19 protein-coding genes are annotated in these 22,557 nt (G+C 44.6%); 2 read left to right on the forward strand and 17 right to left on the reverse strand.

What is annotated here, in order from left to right; all coding sequences use genetic code 11:
• Positions 1–56: 56 nt before the first annotated feature.
• The 12 genes from ptsP to ACQKMP_RS06600 all read right to left on the reverse strand — a co-directional run bounded on the left by ptsP (position 57) and on the right by ACQKMP_RS06600 (position 15,501).
• Positions 57–1,769, reverse strand: coding sequence for a phosphoenolpyruvate--protein phosphotransferase (gene ptsP / locus ACQKMP_RS06545; protein WP_149645821.1), 1,713 nt, complete (start codon positions 1,767–1,769; stop codon positions 57–59).
• A complete protein-coding gene (locus tag ACQKMP_RS06550; RefSeq protein WP_042131974.1) occupies positions 1,762–2,037 on the reverse strand; it encodes an HPr family phosphocarrier protein in 276 nt (91 codons plus the stop codon). Before ACQKMP_RS06550 ends, ptsP begins: the two co-directional genes overlap by 8 nt.
• Positions 2,038–2,137: 100 nt before the next feature.
• Positions 2,138–4,201, reverse strand: a complete 2,064-nt coding sequence (gene ptsG / locus ACQKMP_RS06555) for a glucose-specific PTS transporter subunit IIBC (protein WP_339248473.1) — start codon at positions 4,199–4,201, stop codon at positions 2,138–2,140.
• A 279-nt stretch (positions 4,202–4,480) separates the two neighbouring features.
• Positions 4,481–5,356: a glucose PTS transporter transcription antiterminator GlcT gene (glcT, locus tag ACQKMP_RS06560; protein ID WP_341049354.1), complete on the reverse strand. Its 876-nt coding sequence runs from the start codon at positions 5,354–5,356 to the stop codon at positions 4,481–4,483.
• A 128-nt stretch (positions 5,357–5,484) separates the two neighbouring features.
• On the reverse strand, positions 5,485–7,098 hold the full coding sequence (locus tag ACQKMP_RS06565; RefSeq protein WP_427469032.1) for a hypothetical protein: 1,614 nt from the start codon (positions 7,096–7,098) through the stop codon (positions 5,485–5,487).
• Entirely contained in the window at positions 7,091–7,798 is a 708-nt protein-coding gene (locus ACQKMP_RS06570) for an ABC transporter ATP-binding protein (protein WP_341049357.1), read from the reverse strand. Before ACQKMP_RS06570 ends, ACQKMP_RS06565 begins: the two co-directional genes overlap by 8 nt.
• Positions 7,799–7,909: 111 nt before the next feature.
• A complete protein-coding gene (locus tag ACQKMP_RS06575; RefSeq protein WP_052404202.1) occupies positions 7,910–9,484 on the reverse strand; it encodes a flotillin family protein in 1,575 nt (524 codons plus the stop codon).
• A complete protein-coding gene (locus ACQKMP_RS06580) occupies positions 9,484–10,020 on the reverse strand; it encodes a hypothetical protein (protein WP_042186148.1) in 537 nt (178 codons plus the stop codon). Before ACQKMP_RS06580 ends, ACQKMP_RS06575 begins: the two co-directional genes overlap by 1 nt.
• A 290-nt stretch (positions 10,021–10,310) precedes the next feature.
• Complete coding sequence (locus ACQKMP_RS06585; RefSeq protein WP_379422657.1) at positions 10,311–11,474, reverse strand: iron-containing alcohol dehydrogenase; 1,164 nt, start codon at positions 11,472–11,474, stop codon at positions 10,311–10,313.
• Positions 11,475–11,698: 224 nt separating this feature from the next.
• Positions 11,699–13,279, reverse strand: a complete 1,581-nt coding sequence (locus tag ACQKMP_RS06590) for a UDP-glucose--hexose-1-phosphate uridylyltransferase (RefSeq protein ID WP_427469033.1) — start codon at positions 13,277–13,279, stop codon at positions 11,699–11,701.
• Between the two features lie 55 nt (positions 13,280–13,334).
• Positions 13,335–14,321 (reverse strand): UDP-glucose 4-epimerase GalE, encoded by a 987-nt coding sequence (gene galE / locus ACQKMP_RS06595; protein ID WP_042186143.1) that lies wholly within the window; start codon positions 14,319–14,321, stop codon positions 13,335–13,337.
• Positions 14,322–14,325: 4 nt separating this feature from the next.
• Positions 14,326–15,501, reverse strand: a complete 1,176-nt coding sequence (locus ACQKMP_RS06600) for a galactokinase (RefSeq protein WP_042186141.1) — start codon at positions 15,499–15,501, stop codon at positions 14,326–14,328.
• A 218-nt stretch (positions 15,502–15,719) separates the two neighbouring features.
• Here ACQKMP_RS06600 and ACQKMP_RS06605 point away from each other — a divergent pair, with 218 nt between their 5' ends.
• Positions 15,720–16,586: an AraC family transcriptional regulator gene (locus ACQKMP_RS06605; protein ID WP_042186139.1), complete on the forward strand. Its 867-nt coding sequence runs from the start codon at positions 15,720–15,722 to the stop codon at positions 16,584–16,586.
• A gap of 86 nt (positions 16,587–16,672) precedes the next feature.
• On the opposite strand, the gene ACQKMP_RS06610 is transcribed toward ACQKMP_RS06605, so the two are convergent.
• The 5 genes from ACQKMP_RS06610 to ACQKMP_RS06630 form a co-directional block, all read right to left on the reverse strand.
• A complete protein-coding gene (locus tag ACQKMP_RS06610; protein WP_427469034.1) occupies positions 16,673–17,671 on the reverse strand; it encodes an aminoglycoside phosphotransferase family protein in 999 nt (332 codons plus the stop codon).
• A 29-nt stretch (positions 17,672–17,700) separates the two neighbouring features.
• On the reverse strand, positions 17,701–18,708 hold the full coding sequence (gene mgrA, locus ACQKMP_RS06615; RefSeq protein ID WP_427469035.1) for an L-glyceraldehyde 3-phosphate reductase: 1,008 nt from the start codon (positions 18,706–18,708) through the stop codon (positions 17,701–17,703).
• A 104-nt stretch (positions 18,709–18,812) separates the two neighbouring features.
• Positions 18,813–19,553: an NAD-dependent protein deacylase gene (locus ACQKMP_RS06620; RefSeq protein ID WP_339246188.1), complete on the reverse strand. Its 741-nt coding sequence runs from the start codon at positions 19,551–19,553 to the stop codon at positions 18,813–18,815.
• Positions 19,554–19,587: 34 nt separating this feature from the next.
• Positions 19,588–20,352 carry an HAD-IA family hydrolase gene (locus ACQKMP_RS06625; RefSeq protein WP_339246186.1) on the reverse strand — a complete coding sequence of 255 codons (765 nt, stop codon included), beginning with the start codon at positions 20,350–20,352 and terminating at the stop codon, positions 19,588–19,590.
• Positions 20,353–20,384: 32 nt separating this feature from the next.
• Entirely contained in the window at positions 20,385–21,128 is a 744-nt protein-coding gene (locus ACQKMP_RS06630; RefSeq protein ID WP_076284247.1) for an alpha/beta hydrolase, read from the reverse strand.
• Between the two features lie 186 nt (positions 21,129–21,314).
• On the opposite strand from ACQKMP_RS06630, the gene ACQKMP_RS06635 reads away from it, so the two are divergent.
• Positions 21,315–22,355: a fucose 4-O-acetylase gene (locus ACQKMP_RS06635; protein ID WP_339246184.1), complete on the forward strand. Its 1,041-nt coding sequence runs from the start codon at positions 21,315–21,317 to the stop codon at positions 22,353–22,355.
• The last annotated feature ends 202 nt before the right edge of the window (positions 22,356–22,557 follow it).

The raw sequence follows: 22,557 nt of genomic DNA on the forward strand, positions 1-22,557 counted from the left end.
GTAATAGTAGTTGGAACGTTATAAAACGTTTAACGGAGTAATGCATATGGAAATAGTTAGTTAGTGATGCTTTGAACAAGTGCAGCTACTTCTTCAGCAGTGCCAAGTTGCAATGCTTTTGCAGCCAGTTCCTTCATGTCGGCAGCCGACAATTTAGAAATTTGACTACGTGCTGGCAGAATTGACGTTGCACTCATACTGAATTCATCAAGACCAAGACCTAGTAAGAGTGGAATCGCTGTTGCGTCCCCAGCCATCTCACCGCACATTCCTGTCCATTTACCTTCTGCATGCGCTGCATCAATTACATTCTTGACCAGACGCAGGATGGCCGGATTGTATGGCTGATACAGGTAAGACACCCGTTCATTCATACGGTCAGCAGCCATTGTATATTGAATAAGGTCATTCGTACCAATACTGAAGAAATCAACTTCCTTTGCAAACTGGTCAGCCAGTACAGCAGTGGAAGGAATCTCAACCATAATGCCGAGCTGAATGTTGTCAGATACTTCCTTGCCTTCTTCACGAAGCTTCGCTTTCTCTTCAAGCAGAAGATCACGAGCTGCACGGAATTCACCAAGTGTTGCGATCATAGGGAACATAATGCGAAGATCCCCATGAACACTTGCTCTCAGTAAAGCACGCAGTTGCGTACGGAAAATATCCTGACGATCCAGACAAAGACGAATCGCACGGAATCCTAAGAAAGGATTCATTTCCTTTGGAAGATCCAGATACGGCAGTTCTTTGTCGCCACCGATATCAAGTGTACGTACGACTACCGGTTTGCCTTTCATATTCTCAAGCACAGTACGATAGGCGTTATATTGAATTTCCTCAGAAGGCAGCTTATCGCGGCCCATGTATAGAAACTCAGTACGATACAAGCCTACACCTTCGCCACCATTCTCAATTACACCATTGACATCGTTTGGTGTACCGATATTAGCCGCCAGCTCCACGTGCTTACCGTCTGCAGAAATCGTTGGTTTATCACGAAGTTTCTTCCACTCTGCAATTTGCAAGTCGTAAGCTTCCTGCTTGCGAACGTACTCCGCCACTTCTGCTTCACTAGGATTAATAAGAACGTCACCGTTCAGACCATCGACAATCACTAGATCCCCAGAATTCACTTCTGTCATGACATTCTTAGTTCCAACTACCGCTGGAATTTCCAAAGAACGTGCCATAATCGCGGAGTGGGACGTACGTCCACCAATGTTTGTTGTGAAGCCTTTAACATACTTGCGATTGAGCTGTGCTGTGTCAGAAGGTGTTAAATCCTCAGCGATAACAATAACCTCTTCATTGATTTCTGCAGGACTAACATAATGAATACCCAGCAAGTGGTTCAGCAGGCGTTTGGTCACATCACGCATGTCAGCTGCACGTTCTTGTAAGTAAGCACTCTTCATGTTTTCGAACATTTCAATGAATTGTGTAGCTACTTCGTTTAGTGCATAGTCCGCATTAACCGATTCCTGACGAATTTTATCAATTACGGGATTAATCAGCTCAGGGTCCTCAAGAATCAGCAGATGGGATGCAAAAATCTCTGCTTTCTTCTCTCCTAGTTCTGCTAAAGTACGCTCTTTAATGGTCTGCAGTTCAGCACTTGATTTAGCAAGTGCGTCATTCAACTTGGCGACTTCTGCTTCAGGATCACTGATACTAGTTTTTGTAATTGTATAATCCGGATGTTTCAGGATAAAAGCACGGGCTACTGCAATCCCTGCTGAAGCCGCGATTCCTGAAATTTTATTCATGGATTTCCCCTAGCCCTTCTTTAATCATTACATCAGAAAGTGCGCTCAGAGCTTCAGCTTCTTCGCTACCTTCCGTAATCAGAGACAAAGTGTCTCCAGCTTCTAGACCCAATGACAATACGCCAAGGATAGATTTCAATGTAACTTTTTTGCCTTTTGCTTCTGCATAAGCTTCTGTACCTTTGAATTTCGTAGCTGTATTTACCAAGGCAGTTGCCGGACGTGCGTGAATTCCATCTTCATCGATAATTCTGAATGTTGTTTGCATAATATTATCCAACTCGCTTTCTTTTAATAGAATATTTTTAAATTTATAGTGAAGGCTTCGCTCCCTTTAATCTTTAAAGGAAGCGTCCACCCTTGCACTTTTACTGAATGGTAATAATATCCTTATCGCCAATGGATACCTTACCTGGCTTCTTCAAGGTTACGGAAGAGCCTTCTGGTAAATTGGAGAAAATAACAGGAGACATTACTGATGGTGCATGTGCTTTTACATATTCTAAATCCACTTCCATGATCGGCTGTCCAGCAGCTACAAGGTCGCCCTCTTCGACTAGAACCGTAAAGCCTTGACCTTTAAGCTTAACTGTATTAACCCCTATATGAACGAGCACTTCCTTACCTCCATCGGACATAATGCCGATCGCATGCTTGCTCGGGAACACATTAAACACTTTACCGTAGACCGGTGAAGCAATCTTTCCATCATCGGATAAGAAAGCAAAACCATCACCCGTCATTTTTTGGGAGAATACTGCATCGGGAACCTCAGTGATATCCACTAGTTCACCATTTACCGGTGAGACGATATCTTCTTTGATAATCGCTTCACCAGCTTCACCTGCCTGCTGTTCTTCTTCAGGCTGTGGCGTAGCCGCAACCGGCGTTGGCGCAGGTGTCTTCCCGCTAATTACATCTTGAATCTGAGATTTAATGGTATCGGAACGTGTGCCGAAGATCGCTTGAATGTTATTACCCACCTCAAGCACACCTGATGCACCTAACTTCTTCAGACGAGTCTTATCCACACCTGATTTATCTTTAACCTCCACACGAAGGCGGGTAATACAAGCATCCAGATGAGCGATGTTCTCTTTACCACCCAACGCAGACAAGATGTTTCGTGGTAAATCATCACCCGTTTTAGAAACGGATTCTGTGTTAGTATCTTCAACCTCACCCGTATCCTCTTCACGACCCGGTGTCATCAGATTGAACTTCCGAATAACAAAGCGGAATCCGAAGTAGTAAATTACGGCAAGAGCAAGACCTACTGGAATTACGAGCCACCAAGCCGTACGGTTCGGGATAATACCAAAGAGCACGTAATCAATAAAACCTCCAGAGAAGGTCATACCAATCTTGACATTAAGAATATGCATGGTCATAAAGGACAAACCTGCAAAAACAGCATGTACTGCGAACAGCAATGGAGCTACGAACAAGAATGAGAATTCAAGCGGCTCTGTAATCCCTGTCAGGAATGAAGTCAATGCTGCGGAAAGCATCAAACCTCCGACAATTTTTTTATTATGAGGTTTAGCTTCATGATAAATGGCCAAAGCAGCTGCTGGAAGACCGAACATCATGAAAGGATACTTACCTGTCGTAAATGTTCCTGCTGTGAATTCTACGCCATCACGAAGCTGCTGCATGAAGATCCGTTGGTCACCTCGAACCAATTCCCCAGCTTTATCTACGTAGGTACCAAATTCATACCAGAACGGAGAATAGAAGATGTGATGCAGACCAAAAGGAATAAGCGAGCGTTCGATTGTTCCGAAGATAAACGCTGCGAGCGTTTTATTCGTATCAATCATACTTTGTGATACATAGTTCAGACCGTGTTGAATTGGCGGCCAAACTAAGGTCAATGCCAGACCAAGAATCAAAGACGTTACCGCAGTCATGATCGGTACGAAACGTTTACCTGCGAAGAAACCCAGGTAGGATGGAAGTTCGATTTTGAAGAATCGTTTGTACATGGACGATGCCAATATACCGACGAGTATACCTCCAAATACCCCCGTTTGCAGTGTTGGAATTCCTAAGACGCTAGCATAGGAAAAGTCGCCTTGGCTCAGGACATAATCATTGACGCCAATTACAGTACCCATCGTAACATTCATTACGAGGAAACCAATAATAGCGGCTAGACCAGCAACACCCTCACCACCGGATAAACCGATGGCAACACCCACGGCAAATAGTAAGGATAGATTATCAAATACAATTTGCCCTGAGTTCATCAATACGTTCGCAATTGCCTGAACTACATCGTTCTCAAGTGCCGGAACGTATTGTAGAAAATCGGGGTTTACCAGCATGTTTCCTATTCCAAGGAGCAGACCGGCTGCTGGCAGTATGGCTACTGGGAGCATCAGCGCTTTACCGACTCTTTGTAAAACGCCGAAAAGCTTTTTGAACATAATGGTCACTTCCTTTCATTATTCACATTTTCAGTAAAACAGATGCCAAAAAAGGCATGAGCAACACAGTATAAAGGTTGTTATCTAACGGTAAGGTTAGATTACCCCAAGATGGGGACTAGCAACCAAAATACTGTAAATCACTCATGCCTGATCGAATCAGTTACACGCTTGGTATTCTGTTTTAATTAGGACACCGATATTGTAGCACCGTTTTTTTGTAGTGACAAGCTTTTTTTAAAATATAAGAAAGTTTAAGTTTCACTTTATACATTATCCTTATATCTCTCGCTTCGTCTCCATACCCACTTCATCCTCTTTCTTCTGGGCAAGACGTTGCAAATGAACTGTCAAATAACTGACCTCTGCTGGATACACAGGAATTCGCACTCGGTTCTCAATCACCTTAGTTAATTGCCAAGCCAAGGTATACATTTCGGGATACTCTCGTTTCATAAGACCATCCAGTGTAGAAGTCTCCCGCACTGATTCTCCACGGCGCAGTCTTTCTAGAACAAATCGTAGATGAGTCACCAACCGCGAATAATCAAGTGAATCACGTGGAATTCGATATTCGAGATTATTCTCTACAATTCCGATCAAATCACCAATCAAAAGAGAATGCTGTCTGACCTCGGAAATTTGTCTATTACTCAGCGCGCTAACGATATGAAGTGCAACAAAACCCACCTCATCTACAGGCAGTTCCACGCCCATGCCTTCATTAATCCGCTCAATCGCATACTCTGCCATCTTATACTCTTCAGGATAAATTTCCTTAGTCTCATACAGAAACGGATTGTGAATTGGGATATCTTGTTCATAACGCCGTATAGCAAATGAGATATGATCAGTGAGTGCAATATGAACATGCTCATTAAGTGGTTGACTACTGCTATGCATAATATATAACAAAATTTCATGTACAATCTCAATCAGCTTTTCATCCACTTGGGGAAGAAGCTGTTTATATTGTTCCTGTTCTTCCTGGCTGCGGAGAATAAACATCTTCTCCACAGAGGATAGGTTAATCCGATCATGCAATTTTCGATTAAACCCTATCCCTTTGCCAATTACTACAACCTCGGAATATTGGGGATGGTCCGCAATGATAACGTTGTTATTTAACACCTTTGCTACAGTTATGCTACTCATTTTTGCCACCTCTTTTATCTCTAAACACCTGACTTCCAAGCAGCAAACGCAACATGAAACGGTACGATTAAAAAACTCTCGTTACCATCATATCATCAACATTCCGATATTAGAAGAACACTCGCGTTCTATTTTACCCGGAAGGTTCGGCTGGAGAACTTGTATACCAACGTCACGGCAATAACCATATAAGCAATCGTTCCCGCAAGAACAACTAGCGTAAATAGTGATGATGCTTTTGGAAATCCGATACAAGCGACGCTTAGTCCCAATACAATGCTGTTGACGATAAAAAAGAACGGATTTTTCATATTTAGCTCCGTGCTGTACGGTTGAAAGATATAATACATGAACAAATGGTGCACTGAGAAGAACAAGGAAAGACAAAGAATCGTTACCCAAAAGATCACTGCATCCATCAAACCCCAATCTGCACCAGAAAGCAGAAACAGCAGAGTACATGCTAAACATATGGCGACAGCAGGAATAAGATTAAGGCCACTCAATTTAATAAGACGAATCTTAAAATTGTCCAGAATCGCAGTTTGTTCACGATAGAATCCATAGCGCAACAAGCTTAAATCACAATTGTAAAACATCGCTTTGCATACGCGCTCACCTATAGAGGTATAGTTCATTATAAATACAAAAAAGGGAAGTCCACCGAGCAGAAATGCTGTAAATTCGGACGAAGTCTCCGGCGAAATAAGCATCATTAGGACAGCCACTATAAAGAGCACACCAATGATCGTTAAACGCCTCTGGATGGGTTGAATCAACAAGCGTTTATGCCTGGAGAAAAAAATAGCATTCAGGTAGGCGTAACCTGTCTTTCCTTGAAAAGCTTTCCCCTTAAGTTCTTCCGACGAAAAGTCCTTCTCCTTGGTCTGAATATCTGCCACCCTTGCTTCTTTCATCATCCGGTTCATATCCAGCAATGGATCATCTATCTTGGTAACGACATCTACAGCACTGCGATAGTTAGGATATTTCCCAATATACACAGCCGCAATTCCTCCAAGTACAACGATCACAAGACTCACGGGGACACTAAATCCTGTCGCATCATTTACAAAAGCGTACCCTAGATAAAGGGGCACATAGGCAAGTAAGCCACCTAGTCCAATCACCGACCATACCCAGCTCATCTTTTTAACTAACACAATTCCTTTTTTGTCAAAAAACCAAAGATTCAGCGCCTCGGTGACTATCCTCCAGGCCGTTAACAGAAGTGTAAGCCATACGCCATGCCACAGCGGTGCCCCAAAAATCCCCGCAAACACGGTTAATGCCGGAATAAAATATATAAAGAACGTTAGCCCTTTAAGCAAAAGCGTAGCATGCATATACTGTTTCGCCGGAATTCTCATCAGCTTCACACATATATATTTATCCCGTTTGGGCTCTAATATAAATACATTCGAAACCGCAGCCACTATAAAGCTCAGAACTATAAAAATATGTAAGAACAATGCATACTGTTCGGCGAGCGGCAATTCTTTGTGTGTAAGGACGATTGGCAAATAGATCACAATTCCCAAATAGGCGAACTTGCCTAAAAACCCCCACACTACCTTCAATGCAAGTACTATCCCAGCGAAGACTTGTTTTAGTGCAATGTTAGAGTAAATATCCCCTTTTAAAAGTTTGCCAAGAACAGGCAGCTTTTTGAAATAGTAAATCAGCCGATTGGCTCCGGACGAACCTCTAATCCTCTGAATGCTGCGAAGTGTACTAATCATTGTTGCCATCCTGAAGTAAAGCTATGATTTGCTCCTCAAATTCTGGACTTTGCAGAGTTTCACGCGGAATTTCTTGAAGGGTTCCATGATTTAGAATAACCAACTCGTCACATAAATCGGCGGCTAATTGCAAAATATGCGTAGAAAAAATAATGATGTGATCCTGCTTCATCTCACGCAGCAATTTCTTGATCTCAAGAGCCACAACCACGTCAAAAGAAGTTAAAGGCTCATCTAATAAAATCAAAGGCGGGCGAGTAATGATAAAGCAGAGCATTTGAATTTTATTCTTCATCCCGTGGGAATAACCCTTAATCAGCCGGTGCCGATCTTCTTCCTCAAACTTAATAATTGAAAAATAATCTTCAATGCTTTTATTCGGATCGATCTTTTCACGGTTGATGTCCATATAAAACTTTACGAACTCATAACCTGTCAGAAACTCAGGCAAAATGGGTAGGGAAAATACATATCCGATGTCCTCGTCACGAAGCGGACGGGCACTATCCTTCTCACCAATAAAGGCAGCTCCGCTATCCATTTGGATCTCACCACTCAAACAATTGAAAAGTGTGGTTTTACCTGCTCCATTCCGTCCAAGCAGCCCGTAGATCTTCCCTCTTTCAAAGGTGAAGTCTGCATCTTTAATCACCTGTTTACCATCGAAGCTCTTATGGATATGATCTAAAGTTAGTTGCACGCTCGCGCACCTCTCCTATTCTATAGCTAAGACCCAAAACATAGAGTAAGCCCGGTAGCAATCACCGAGCTTACCTTAAGTTAAATCATTCTATAGTAGTTATTGCTTTAACTAGTCTTCAGGTTGCTCAGCCACAGAAGTTGAAGCTTTGCTCGCTCCCCCCGATGCTGCTGGAGGTTGTATGGAGGTCACTGGTGTGACCGGAACAGCCTTGCTTCCAGTTGACCCTGAGGATCTAGTCGTCAGCCCTTTAATCAGGGCCTCTACGTCAATGCCAGAGACGCTCTTCAGCATCTCAGGAGCCGTAGACATCAACTGGGTTACATAGTTGCTGACACGTGCCGCACCTTCACCATTACCGGTATCTACAACCGTAAGCTTATCAATGGATGCCAGCGGCTTCGCGATTTGGCCAGCCAAATCAGGCAGCATTTTGACGATAATATCGAGCACGGCTGCTTCGCCGAATTTCTGGAAAGCTTCCGCCAGCTTTTCTTTGGCTTCTGCTTCCGCTAGACCGCGCAACCGGATAACCTCAGCATCCGCTGTACCTTTAGCCAGCTCTGCATCCGCCATCGCTTGACCTTCAAGACGCTTCTGCTCAGCTGTCGCTTTAGCTTGCGTTTCAATACTATATTGCAAGGCATCTGCCTCACGCATTCTCTTCGCCTTATCAGCTTCCGCCGCTTGCTCTACTGCGTAACGATCCGCTTCCGCTTTTTTCTTCACTTCTGCGTCGTACTGCTTCTCGCGAACTTGAATTTCTTTGGCTTGCAAATCGATTTCACGTTCCTTACGTACTAGCTCAACCTTCATCTGTTCTTCAACAACGGTCTGCTTTGCACGTGCCTCTTGAATATGATAAGCCTGGTCGGCTTCCGCTTTCGCTGTATCCTGATCCCGTTTAAACGCAGCCACCTTAAGCTGGTTTTCCTTGGAGGCTTCGGCGATATTCGTATCCCGCAGCAGTTCTGCTTTTTGCCCTTGCTCTTCAGCGTTTGCCTTTTGAATTCTCGCATCCCGCACTGCTTCTGCTTCAGCGATCTCTGCATCCCGCTTCACTGCAGCTATCCGCGGTTTACCTAATGCGTCAAGATATCCATGTTTGTCTCGGACATCCTTGATAGTAAAGGAAACAATTTGCAGACCCATTTTCTTAAGATCACGTGCCGCCACGCCTTGAACCTCTTGCGCAAAACGGTCACGGTTACGATATACTTCCTCAACGGTCATCGAACCGAGAATGGCCCGCAGATGACCCTCAAGAACTTCTTGTGCTTCGCTCTTCAGCGCTTCAATCGGTTTGCCCATAAATTGCTCAGCGGCTGTCGCCACATCTTCAGTCGAGCTACCCACTTTAATAATCGCTACACCGTCAGCAATAACCGGAACCCCTTGTTCGGTGTATACTTCCGGGGTCGTCACATCGAGTTTATGAGAAAGAAGCGACATAAATTCAGCCTTCTGAAAGATAGGGAGGATAAATGCCCCGCCCCCACGTACTATCTTTATTTTACGACCAGATCCATCGTCTGAAATATGATTTTTCCCCAAGAACGACCCCGTTACGATCATCCCTTCATCTGGTCCAACAGTTTTGTAACGTGCCCAGAATGCGATACCTAGCACAAACAAAACAGCAACGACAACAGCAGGGACTAACAAATACTCAGGAATACCGAACATTAAAGATCCACTCCTCTTCTCTTTTCGAATTCTGACACCAATGCAACGCCTTCTCTAACCTCCACTACAACAACTTTAATCCCTGCCGGAAGCAGTTCATGATCAAAGCTTGCTGCCGTATGTAGGCTATTGCCGGCGCCAAACTTTACCATAATCTCACCATAACCCGTGGCGGGAACAGGAATTGTGATTTCCCCGATCTTGCCAGGCAGATCACTCATAGAGAAACCATTGGACATTTCGCTTTTTTCCATGGGCTTAACCACCCCTAGATACATAAGCACTCCCAAAAAAGCGGCGGCTAACAAAGATAAAGCAATGATCGCCCCAGCTTCCAGAGCGCTGTACCGGGTTAGAAGAATGCCCGCTCCGCCGAACACGGTTATTCCTCCTGCCAGTACGGTGGGATTCAGAAAATCTACGGATACGAAATCAAAGACTCCATGCAAAGCATCTCCGATCACATCACCCACCAGGACGCTGACTATGGCAAATATGACGCCTAGCGCCAAGCAGCCTAAATACAGCGTTTGCATATTTACTTCCTCCTGTCTTCATTCAGGACTGTCATATTACTTTAAACGAATAAAGTAGGTCATTGGTTTCACAAACTTTGGATATTTACCCATAAAAGTTCCATTCTGAGGATAAACGCACGAAAAATGCGGTCAGCAGCAGCGGAGATCAGGGACGATGTTGAGGAGAAATCCACAGTAGAGCATAAACGCAAAGAAGCGATTCATCCATTATGGAAGAATCACTTCTTTGACGTTCTATAACATCTTCTAGACTAAAGACGAAGGGTCTCTTTCGTAGAAGAATTTACTTACAAAGCCATTTTATAAATTTCAACTACATCCTCACGGTCAAGCTTGCGGAAATTACCAAACGGTCCGAAACGAACCGCCTTATCAGCCATGCTGCCGATCTCGCTGTCATCAATATCATAATCAGCGAGTGTCTTCGGTGCACCAATGGAATCCCAGAAGCTACGCAGCGCTTCAATTCCTTCCAGCCCTATTTCCTTATCGTTCTTGCCCGCAGGATCAACTCCAAACACGTTTACAGCAAGCTTGCGGAAACGGGCAGGATCAGTATCGATATTATATTTCATCCATTGTGGGAACAGAATGGCCAGGCCTCCACCGTGTGGAATATCGTATACAGCTGATACTGCGTGCTCGATGTTGTGAGTCGCCCAATCTCCTGCAAAACCCATGCTAACCATACCGTTAAGCGCCATTGTGCCGCAATACATGATCGTCTCACGCAGTTCGTAATTATTCAAATCTTCAATAAGCTTCGGTGCGGTTTCGATCACCGTACGTAGCAAAGTCTCACAGAAGCCGTCTTGTACCGGTGTGTTGCCATCAGTATGGAAATAGTGCTCCAGAACATGAGACATGATATCTACCATGCCGTAGACCGTCTGATCACGTGGCAGAGTGAAGGTATTCTCTGGGTCAAGAATCGAAAATGCAGGGAATGCATGAATACTGCCCCAGCCCATTTTTTCCTTGGTCACTTCGTTGGTGATTACAGAGCCGCTATTCATTTCTGATCCTGTAGCTGCCATCGTCAGCACTGTACCGAGTGGGAGAGCATCTTGAGCAGCTGCCTTACGTTCAACAAAGTCCCACATGTCACCTTCATATTTCGCCCCAACAGCAACTGCTTTAGCGCAGTCCAACACACTACCGCCGCCTACAGCGAGGATGAGGTCGATATTATGCTCGTGACACAGCTCTACACCTTTATGTACGGTGGAAAGGCGTGGATTCGGCTCTACGCCTGAGAGTTCAGTAACCACAGCATCTATTGCGCTAAGCTCAGCCATGACCTTATCGAACAGACCGCTACGCTTGATACTACCGCCACCGTACATCAACAATACATTCTTGCCGTACTTAGGAACCTCAGTCTTCAACGCTTCCAGCGTACCCTGTCCAAAAATCAGCTTGGTAGGATTATAAAAATCAAAATTACGCATATGTGTAAACCTCCATTAGTTATTTCAGAATGTTTTGCTCACTCGTATTATAAACCTCTGAATTGCCGCATTCAAATGGATTAGCTTCAAGCCACATAAATATCCCCACAAAGTGGTGCTTTACTTCGATGCAAACTCAGATACTTTTCAGGGACCCCAAATATATAACCTAAAAAAAAGATGTCCTTAAGCCTACAGGCTTAAGGACATTCCCTTTCCAAACTTTAGATCGCGCCGAAGCTCTTCACGAAACGACGGAAAGCAGCTTGCCCTTCCGGAGTCCGTTTATAGACACCTGCGTGTTCAAGAATATGTGTAAACTTGATGCCGACTTCGTTCTGCACAATCTTGACGGCTTCTTCATGCTGTAATGCCGTTCCGAAACGCTCTACAAGCTCCTGAACCCAAGCAGTGTGCTGCGCAAGTGGATGACTAGGATCATTCTTCACCGCTTCTAGTAGTGCTTGATCTCCTGTAAGGATGCTCGCAATAGAATCGAGCTCTTCCTTCAGACGACCTGGCAGAATTGCGAGTCCCATGACCTCAATCAAGCCGATATTTTCTTTCTTGATATGGTGCATCTCCCGATGGGGATGGAAAATCCCTTCAGGATATTGCTCGTTAGTCCGGTTGTTACGCAGCACGAGATCCATCTCGAAGCTGCCATCTTCTGCCCGACGAACGATTGGAGTAACGGTATTATGAGGCTGCACTTCACCATCAACTTCGCTGAACGCCAACACTTCTGCATCAGGATCACTATACGCCTTCCAAGCTTCATAAAGTGCATTGCCACACTCCAGTAATACCGCTGGATCTTCACCATTCAAACGTAATACGGACATAGGCCATTTTACGATATTAATGCTGACACCCGGATAAGATGCATGCGTGAACGTATCTTCCTTAGGTGCTTTCTGAATAGGAAAGGTGTGACGTCCACCTTGAAAGTGGTCATGCGTCAGAATCGATCCGCCAACAATCGGCAAGTCTGCATTCGAGCCAATAAAATAGTGCGGGAAAGATTCCACGAAGCTAAGTAGCCTCTTCAAGGTATCCTTGGTAAGCTTCATTGGCACATGATCATGATGGAATACAATACAGTGCTCGTTGTAGTAAACATATGGCGAATACTGAAAGAGCCATTTCTCATTATTCAGCTGAAGTGGAATGACACGCAGGTTCTGGCGCGGCGGATGATTAACCCGGCCAGCATACCCAACATTCTCGCGGCACAGCAGACATTTTGGATAGACCGGCGGCGGGAGCAAGCGGGCCATAGCAATTTCCTTCGGACTCTTCTCAGGCTTGGACAAATTGATGGTCATCTCGATGTCACCGTAAGGCGAATCTTGCAGCCAGTAGACATTCTTGGAAATCCGGTCCATCCGGATATAGTTGGAATCTATGCTTAATTTATAAAAGCGATCTGTAGCCGCAGAGATACCTTTTTCAGCAGCTAAACGGTTGAACTCCGCATTTACGTCTGATGGACGGGCCATTAGGAGTCCCATAATCTTGGCATCCAGCAAGTCACGGTAAGTGTCGCTATTCTCTGGAATCAATCCGATTTCAAAACCATAATCAATCAGTGCATCCAGTGGAACCTGTGGACCTGTAAGTGGACTTTGATCGACCTCGCCAACGAACGGCTCACTAAATCCGAACTGATCTAGCAGCACATTACGGCTATAGTCTTCATCTGATGGAGCAATGAGCTGCTCACGTAGTGCGAACAAAACTAGCTGCTCAATCGCATGTAAGGCTTTCTGGCCAGCAGGCGTAACCTTATTCTCGTTGTGCATTTTCAATTCTCCTTAAGTAGGGTCTCATGCTCTAGTTAAGCTATGCTAAAGCCCCTTATTCTCCGTACCCCTGCGGATTGGCAGAATGCCAGTTCCAGGCGCTTTGAATGATATTCTCTAAGTCAGCATGCTGAGGGTTCCATCCAAGGATAGAGCGCGCTTTATCGGAGGAAGCTACCAATACTGCCGGATCTCCAGCACGGCGTTCTTGAATAACTACAGGGATTTCTAGTCCTGTAACTTTCTTCGCAGTTTCAATAACCTGTTTTACCGAGAAGCCAAGTCCATTTCCCAAGTTAAAAATATTACTGCTGCTTCCGCTACGCAGATAAGTTACTGCGCGAACATGGGCGTCAGCCAGATCGCTAACATGAATGTAGTCGCGCACACAAGTACCGTCTTCTGTAGGATAGTCGTCTCCGAATACGGCGATGCTCTCCCGTTGCTTCAAAGCGGTTTGCAATACCAGCGGAACCAAATGACTTTCCGGACGATGGTCTTCACCGATTTTGCCACTAGCATGTGCACCTGCAGCATTAAAATAACGAAGCGCTACATATTTGATACCCAGCACTTTATCAAACCAAGCCATCATGCGTTCCATAGTCAGCTTAGTTTCGCCATATACGTTTGCTGGCTCGGTACGGTCTGTTTCTTCAATCGGCACCTTTTCCGGTTCGCCGTAGGTTGCAGCTGTAGACGAGAATACGATTTTGTTCACGCCAGCTTTTTGCATAGCTTCCAAAAGGCATTGTGTACCGTATACGTTGTTGTCATAATATTTCACTGGGTCCTTCATGCTTTCACCAACCAAAGAGCTTGCTGCAAAATGGATAACCGCATCAATCTCATTCTCGGCGAACAGCTTGCCAAGCAGCTCCTTATCACGCAGATCGCCTTCGTACAGCTTGCCACCCAGTAGCGCCTCACGATGCCCTGTTAGCAGATTGTCGATGACAACCACTTCTTCGCCGCGATCCAACAGCTCTGCTACAGTATGAGATCCAATATACCCCGCTCCACCTGTTACTAAAATTGCCATTTGATTACACTCCCTTCAATTCTTGGACACCATTACCGATGCCGCAAACGTAGAACTCACCAACCAAACCAGATCTTGTGGTATATGCCTCGCCTACTTCACGAATGAAACGTTCTACATCATCTTCATGTACCAAGGATACAGTACAGCCACCGAAACCTGCACCAGTCATACGGGAACCCAGTGTACCGGGAATACGCTGTGCTTCTTCAACCATAATATCTAGCTCTTCACAGCTAACTTCATACAAATCACGCAAGGAAGTATGTGAGTCATTCATAAACTGTCCAAACTGCTTCAGATCATTGTTCTTTAAGACCTCAACGGATTCTAGTACACGTTGATTCTCTTCCACAACATGGCGAGCGCGGCGTCTAACAATTTCATCTGTGATTTTATCTTGATGTGCTTCGAATTGTTCATGATTGAGCTGTGCCAGATAAGCTAGTGAAGGAACTTCTTTTTGCAAAATAGACAAGGCCTCATCACACTGCTGACGACGCTCATTGTACTTGGAATCTACAAGTCCTCTGCGTTTGTTCGTGTTGCCGATAACCAGTTTGTAAGCACCTGTGATGAAAGGTACCAGATTATATTCAAGCGTATCACACATTAACAGGATTGCATGATCTCGTTTGCCATTAGCAACTGCGAACTGATCCATAATTCCGGAGTTTACACCTACGTACTGGTTCTCAGCACGCTGAGACAAGAGTGCAATCTCAACGGTATCCGTGTCGCCGCCTTCGAGAGTTAGGAAAGCATAAGCAGTCACGACTTCAAGAGAAGCCGATGAGGACAAGCCTGCGCCATTCGGAATATCACCATGGAACAGCAGATCGTAACCTTTAGATACTGGAGTGTTTTTCTTCTCCAATTCAACCATTACTCCAACCGGATAGTCGATCCATTCTCCAGTTTTGGCCTTGCCAATTTCACTATAATCAATAGATGCTTCATAAGGAAAATTAGTAGATGCAAAATTCACTTTGCTGTCACTACGTGGACGGACAATCAATGTTGTTCCGAATTCCAAAGCTGCCGGCAGCACGTATCCACCGTTATAATCCAAGTGCTCTCCAATGAGATTAACACGGCCTGGTGCATAAAATACTTGAGCTTCTTGCTCGCTTACCCCGTACTTTTCGATGAATTTCTTTTTAAGTTCCTGTGTGCTCATTAATGCCACTCCATCCTTTCGCTGCTTCAGCCAGTGGGAATAAGTAAAGCGTTCTTTATGTATTCATTATAATAGAATCAGTCATCCTCTGATAATGCAATCATGTGTGTAATGTATGGATAAATGTGACTTCCCATAATATAATAATTACACAAATAATTGATACACCCTAAACTATAAGCCATAAAATGACAATAACACAAGAAAGGCTGTCTCAAATGGAGCATACTTATTCCGTAGGATCTAATCCCGTATATTACGATAAACAAAATCTCCATGTACTGTTTGCTGGTCAAAGTCAGACGATTCCTATGCATCAAGCTGGCCCTAAGATTTACGATTATTATTTACTTCACTTTATAGAGTCTGGCTCAGGTGTTTTCCGTACTGAACATCATCAATATGCACTGGGAAAAGGTGACTGCTTCCTTATTCATCCAGGACAGCTGGTCAGTTATGTTTCGGATAAAGATCAGCCCTGGTGCTATCGCTGGGCAGCTTTTACTGGGAGTGAGGCTGATAGCCTCGTGCTGCAGACAGGCTTTACACCTCAAAAACCTGTGGTGACTACAACGGGTGATAGCGTCATCCCAGGTGCCCTTTCCAGTATCATGCAAGCCTTCAAAGCAAACAAAGAAAGTGCACACCTAACTTCTCTAGGGTATCTTTATCTCATTGTAGGTGAAGCCGCAGATTTACTCTCTTCCTTCTCCCGTCTTCCTGGAGCTGAATCGCAGGTTAAGCGTACTGTGAAGCAAATGATCCACTACATGGCCTCCCAATATGCTCATCCAGTATCCATTGAACAAATGTGTGATACTCTTGGCTATAACCGGGCCTATCTATCCCGTGTATTTAAGCAAGAGACCGGATTATCTCCGGTGACCTACTTGCTGAAGCTGCGCATTGAAAAGTCCAGACAGCTGCTGCGTGAACGGCCCGAGCTGTCCGTGGAACAGGTAGCAGCATCCGTGGGGCTCACCGATGCTTTATACTTCTCACGCCAATTCAAACGGTTTTGTGCTCAGTCACCCACCGCTTACCGTCTCACAACGACTAGACATGTAAAAAAGACAAATCAGTAAGGGAAGCCTTTGAAAAAGGGATTCACATATTAGGCAAGTCCAATATGTGAATCCCTTTATTAAGCTGATCATTCAGTTAGCTTCGGTTATGTTGCATATAGACTCAGATATTCAGGGTAAGCACGAAGATGTATCTCTTTTGCCCTTTTCTGAGCCATTTCCTTCAGTTCTGGCACTTGCTCCGCTTCAACATAGTCAGCAAGAACATCAATCACATCATCAAGGAGCTTCGCTCTAAAATAAAACTCAATCCGTTCCAATATTGCAAGGCCTGCTAAATCACTAACTAGATCCCTACAGTAAGTCCAATCTTTTGATTTATAGAGCGGCCAAAGTAGTACGGAATAATCCATTGCAGCGTCTCCAAAAACCGTAAGGTCATCCCAATCAATAATCCAAAATTCATTATTATCATTGACTAAGATATTCTGCCAATTCACATCATTGTGTACGATGTCGGACGCCTTTCTCTGAAAAGAAGGGTGCTGACTAACCATAATTCTCAAAGCTTCCACTTCAGTATCGAACCAATCTAAAGTGTCCGCCGTTACGAAGTCCAGCAAATGCTTTTCCGCTCTAATAATTTGCAGATCTTCTTCAAATCGGTTGATGTATTCGTCAGTAAATGCGGCGGCATAATTGTAGTCCTCATCCTCACATACAACTGCCATCCTAATTCCTTTATCTGCATGTAATTGATGAAGGGACCTCAGAACCTTTTCAACCACTGGCAGTGGATCGGAAATGGAGCTTAATGGTTTACCTTCGATAAAATCAAACACTAAACCATAAGAATAACCAGATGTTATTTCTTGTGTAATCTCCCTAATCAACCGTGGTGCCTTGTAATTATAAGTCAAATGTTCACTGATCTTAACCCACTGTTTAAGTCCCACTGCTTTTTGTTCTTGCGAGAGTTTTAAATGACGAAAGGTTTGACCATCCGTTATGCGATAAGATTGGTTTACAAACCCTCCAGGATTCCAAATATACTTAGCCTCAATCTTCGACCTATTTAAGCCTATAGATTCCGAGTTGGCTTCGGCCCACTCTTTCACCTTGTTCTCATCTTGAAGCAACTCCATCGATGCAGCTCATCCCTTCACCTACGTCTTCATCCAGTTCCATTCTCCGTTTGAAGAATAGTCTCAATGCGATCCAATTCTGCCTGCGAGAACTCCAAATGCTGAAGTGCAGCTATATTCTCTTCAATCTGACTAATTCTGCTAGCCCCTATCAATGCAGAAGTAATCTTCCCATCACGTAGTGTCCAAGCTAGTGCAAGCTGCGCCAAACTCTGGCCTCTTGAAACAGCAAGCTGATTTAACGCGTGGATCTTGCGCTTCACATCCGGTGTAATTCGGCTTTCATTTAACGCAGCAGAGGGTTTGGCAGCTCTTGATCCTTCTGGGATTCCATTTAAATACTTATTGGTTAACAATCCTTGAGCCAGAGGTGTAAAAGCGATACTGCCAACTCCGCTCTGTTCCAGCACACCCTGTAAACTACCCTCAATCCAGCGATCGAGCATAGAATAACTCGGCTGATGAATTAAGAGCGGCGTTCCTAAGCTGTTCAAGATTCTAATCGCTTCGAGCGTCTGCTCCGCGGTATAGTTAGATAATCCTATATACAGAGCTTTGCCGGAACGCACAGCATGGTCGAGCGCCTGCATGGTTTCTTCAAGAGGTGTTTCCGGGTCCGGCCGATGCGAATAATAGATATCAACATAATCTATGCCCAGCCGCTTCAGACTCTGATCCAGACTAGCCAGCATATATTTACGCGAACCCCATTCGCCATAAGGACCGGGCCACATGTTGTACCCTGCTTTTGTAGAAATCACCACTTCATCTCGATATGGAGCCATATCACTTGCAAGCACTTTACCAAAGAGCTCTTCTGCTGAACCCGCTGGTGGTCCATAGTTGTTGGCTAGATCAAAATGAGTAATTCCAAGATCAAAAGCACGAGTGATCATTTCTCTGCCATTCTCGTAAGTATCAATTCCACCAAAATTCTGCCATAGTCCTAATGAGATTGCCGGAAGCTTAAGACCTGAGTTCCCGCAACGGTTATAACGCATGTCTTCATATCGTGCTTCATTTGCTACATATACCATTGCTTATCCCTGCCTCTCATTACGCGCTGTTTCTGTACTACCTATCTTTAAACTACTAAGCGCAATAATAATCTGACAACCGGCAAGCGATGAGATTATCCCTTCTAACCAAGCAGATCCTTTACACTGCCGAGTACTTTCCCAATCCGATCTGTAATCAGAAGATCAGCTTGATCATCAAAAGGTGTCGGGTCGCCATTCAGCAGCACCGTACGTTTGCCCCGGAAATAAGTAACTAGACTAGCTGCAGGCTGGACCGTAAGAGAGGTTCCACCAATCATAAGCATATCTGCAGCTGCTATCGCTTCGACAGAACTCACCAGCACCGAATGGTCCAATTCTTCTTCATATAGCACAACATCCGGCTTAATAATACCACCACATTCGGGGCAGCGAGGGACGATCTCAGTGGTACTTAGGAGCTGCTCCAGCCCGTAATAACGTGAGCAGTCCATGCAATAGTTACGATGAATGGAACCATGCAGCTCAAATACCTTTTGGCTACCCGCCAGCTGATGTAGGCCATCAATATTTTGCGTAATAACTGCTTTAAGCTTGCCCTGCCGTTCTAACTCTGCAAGCAGCAGATGTGCGCCATTCGGACGAGCATCGGGATGAATCATTTTACTGCGGTAAAAATCAAAAAAAATGTCCGGTGAGGACATAAAAAAAGTTCGGCTCAGCATCACTTCAGGCGGATAAGGTGAATTGTGCTGAGTCTGGTATAATCCTGCTGCCGAGCGGAAATCCGGGATCCCACTCTCTGTTGACGTACCTGCCCCTCCGAAAAAAACGATGTTGTCACAGTCTTTAATCCAAGAAGCAAGTGTCTGCAATTGATCCATATGTTGTAGCACATCCTTTCCATTAATATGCTGATCAATAGGTGATCCTTAGCTCATTATAGCTAGAAATAATCACATCTGCGTCAATCAAGTGATTTCCATCACCCATGCTGGAGATTCCAACGGCGAGGCGTAAGCCTGCACCTTTACCCAATTGCATATCTGCATTGCTGTCACCAATAATAATCGTCACTTCAGGAGACAGCCCCAGCTCCCGGCAGGCTAATTCAGCCATTTCAGGTGCGGGTTTTCCGTTTAATACTCTGTCTCTTGTAACTACCGAATGAAAATAATGAGCAATACCAAGCCAATCCAGATGCTCCTGAGTGGTCTTTGCGCCATCTGAGGTAACCACCCCTAGCTTGAGTGATGCAGCCGCGCACTGTTCCAGAAAAGGAAGAAGCCCTTCTAGAGGTTGTGCTGTGCGGCGTTTGCGTAATTCATACATAGCGTCCTTAGCTATACTCTTTACACGGGTCAACGCTTCATTCCAAGGAACACCAGCAGTATACAGCTGCCATGCAAGCACACCATAACTTTCTTCTTCTGTAGCCATGGTGAGCGGCCCTGCTGGATCATAACCAATCAATTTTCCTGCAGCATCATGCTGGGTACCTAGCACTTTACTCCGATCCACGATAAAATCAGTTCCCATAATCGCAAGCTGATTTTCCATTCCACATAGTACAAGCTCGGCCCAATTCCCCCAAGTGGCTAATAGATCCAATAACGTGCCATCTTTGTCGAACAATATTCCTGAACAGGGTATGCATTCATCGTTAATCTGTAATTCTGGCATAAGTATCCTCCCTTTGTTGGAAAGACCGAAGACTACCTGATATTCCCAAGCCAATCCAGCATGGCGCGCACAGTGTCATTTTGCTGTTCTTCTTCGGAAATGGTTGCTTTCCCGTCTCCTTTTTGTGGTCCATAGCTTCCAAACTGAGCGTGATTTCCACCGACGATTGAACTATAAACCGTATTATCTGGCAAATAGGAACGTCCTTTGTTGTAGCTGTCTCTGTCAATAACCTGATCCTCTGTACCCACTACCGACAATACTGACAAAGTAGTCTCACGCAGACTACCTTTTTCATCTGGATAAGAAGCCAGGAAAAACACACCTTCCAGCTGGTCCGCATGCTCAATCGCATAACGTGACGCCATGACACCCCCAAGCGAATGCCCACCTAGAACAAAAGATTGCTTTGGATGCACACGAATAATCTCTTCAGCAGCATCGCCCTTTGTTACTGCTAAATTAAGCGGCATTTTAGCGATGTAGAACGGATGCCCCGCAGCAGCAATGCCCTTCGCAAGTGGGGAGTAAGCTTCTGGTTTCACCAGAGCTCCAGGGTAAAATATGATCGAGGCCCCCTTAGTAATTGAGGGTTCGAACGAAATCCAGTTTTCATTCTGTTCAACTGTAACTCCACCGCTTGAAATCAGTGCAGTTTCGGCTTCTTCAGCCGGTGCATACGGAGTTAAATATTTCCAAAGCAGCAATCCGGCTACAACAAGAATGATTAGTACAATTAAACCAATACGACGCTTAGTTATTCTTTTCTTCAACATGCTCCACTCCCGGATGTTACTGCATATAAGAAAATTATAGTAGAAACCCACTGTTCTAACAACCTTCAACACATCGCCACATTTGGCACTTATGATAACGCTTTCAATAGTGAGTTAATTCACAATTCAATTGAAGAAAATCTTGTATTTTAAAATTAAAGCATCAAGCATCTTTGGGGGGAAGTCATGGTAGGGGAAAACTCGCTAGACACGCCTGGAAAGACCTTTTTTCTAAATTTACGTTTTGTTCTCATTCTTACTGTAATTGTTGGAAACGCCATAGAACCATTGATAGGCTCAATGAGCAGCTTGCATAGCTTATATATGTGGATCTTCAGCTTTCATATGCCGCTCTTCGTACTTGTTACGGGCTTTTTTGCCAATAAACACCTTACGGGTACACAAGGCCGTCGGATTATCATGCAAATCGGATTGCAGTACATTATTTTTCAAAGCCTCTACTCTGTGCTGGACGCCACCATATATCAGGTGCAGGGTATCCATCATTCCTTTTTCGCCCCCTATTTGCTCTTATGGTTCCTGGCAAGTCATGCCTTCTGGCGTATACTGATGATCGGGATGCGTAAATGGGCGCCTGCCACTCAATTCATTTTTGCTGTCGCCGCTGGAATTGCCGTTGGGTACCTACAGCTTGATGGCGTATGGTTCAGCATTAGCCGCACTTTTGTATACCTGCCATTCTTCGTATTAGGTTATCATTTTTCGTTCCAGTCCTTTTCTCGCTTTTTTCAAAAATGGATTAAAATTACCGCTGCCGCAGTCTCCATCCTTCTATTCCTTCTGTTTGCATCTTGGGGATTAGACTTGCCGATAGGCTGGCTTTATGGAAGTATGACCTACATGCAGCTTGGGCTTCATGAATGGTACGCAGGAATTTATCGTCTGGGCGTTTACGGGCTACAAATCACTGCTGCACTAGCGTTTATGGGGTGGATTCCTTACTCGCTTAGCCGACTGACTGACTGGGGCTCCCGTACGTTATATGTTTTTCTACTTCACGGATTTATCGTTCGTTTTGCCGCTGTTTCTGGCCTGTACGCTTATATCAACCATTCTTTAGGTGCCATGTTATTGGTGCTTTCTGCAATCTTACTGACCATTCTCTTAGCCCAACCAAGTGTAAAAAGGCTGATGCATCCTATTGTTGAGCCCCCCGTCGGTTGGATGATCACCCTGCAGCGTGTTGCCTTAAGGCGCTCATTATAAGTGGCCTATCCCCTTGCGGATAGGTTTTTTTATACTATTTAAGGTCGGTCTCCTCATGAGAAACTTCACATTGTCCGGTAGAAAAAACGTGCTCTTTGTGATAGACTCACTAATAACAATGACTTCTCCGTTCATTAAAGGCGGGAACCGTTTATACCAAAACAGCGGCATTTTTTATAGAATCGGCTTCGCCCTTCTTCTC

Origin of the sequence: Paenibacillus sp. NPDC101420, from assembly GCF_050277435.1 — a bacterium.
In the GTDB taxonomy this organism is placed as follows: Bacteria; Bacillota; Bacilli; order Paenibacillales; family Paenibacillaceae; genus Paenibacillus_AQ.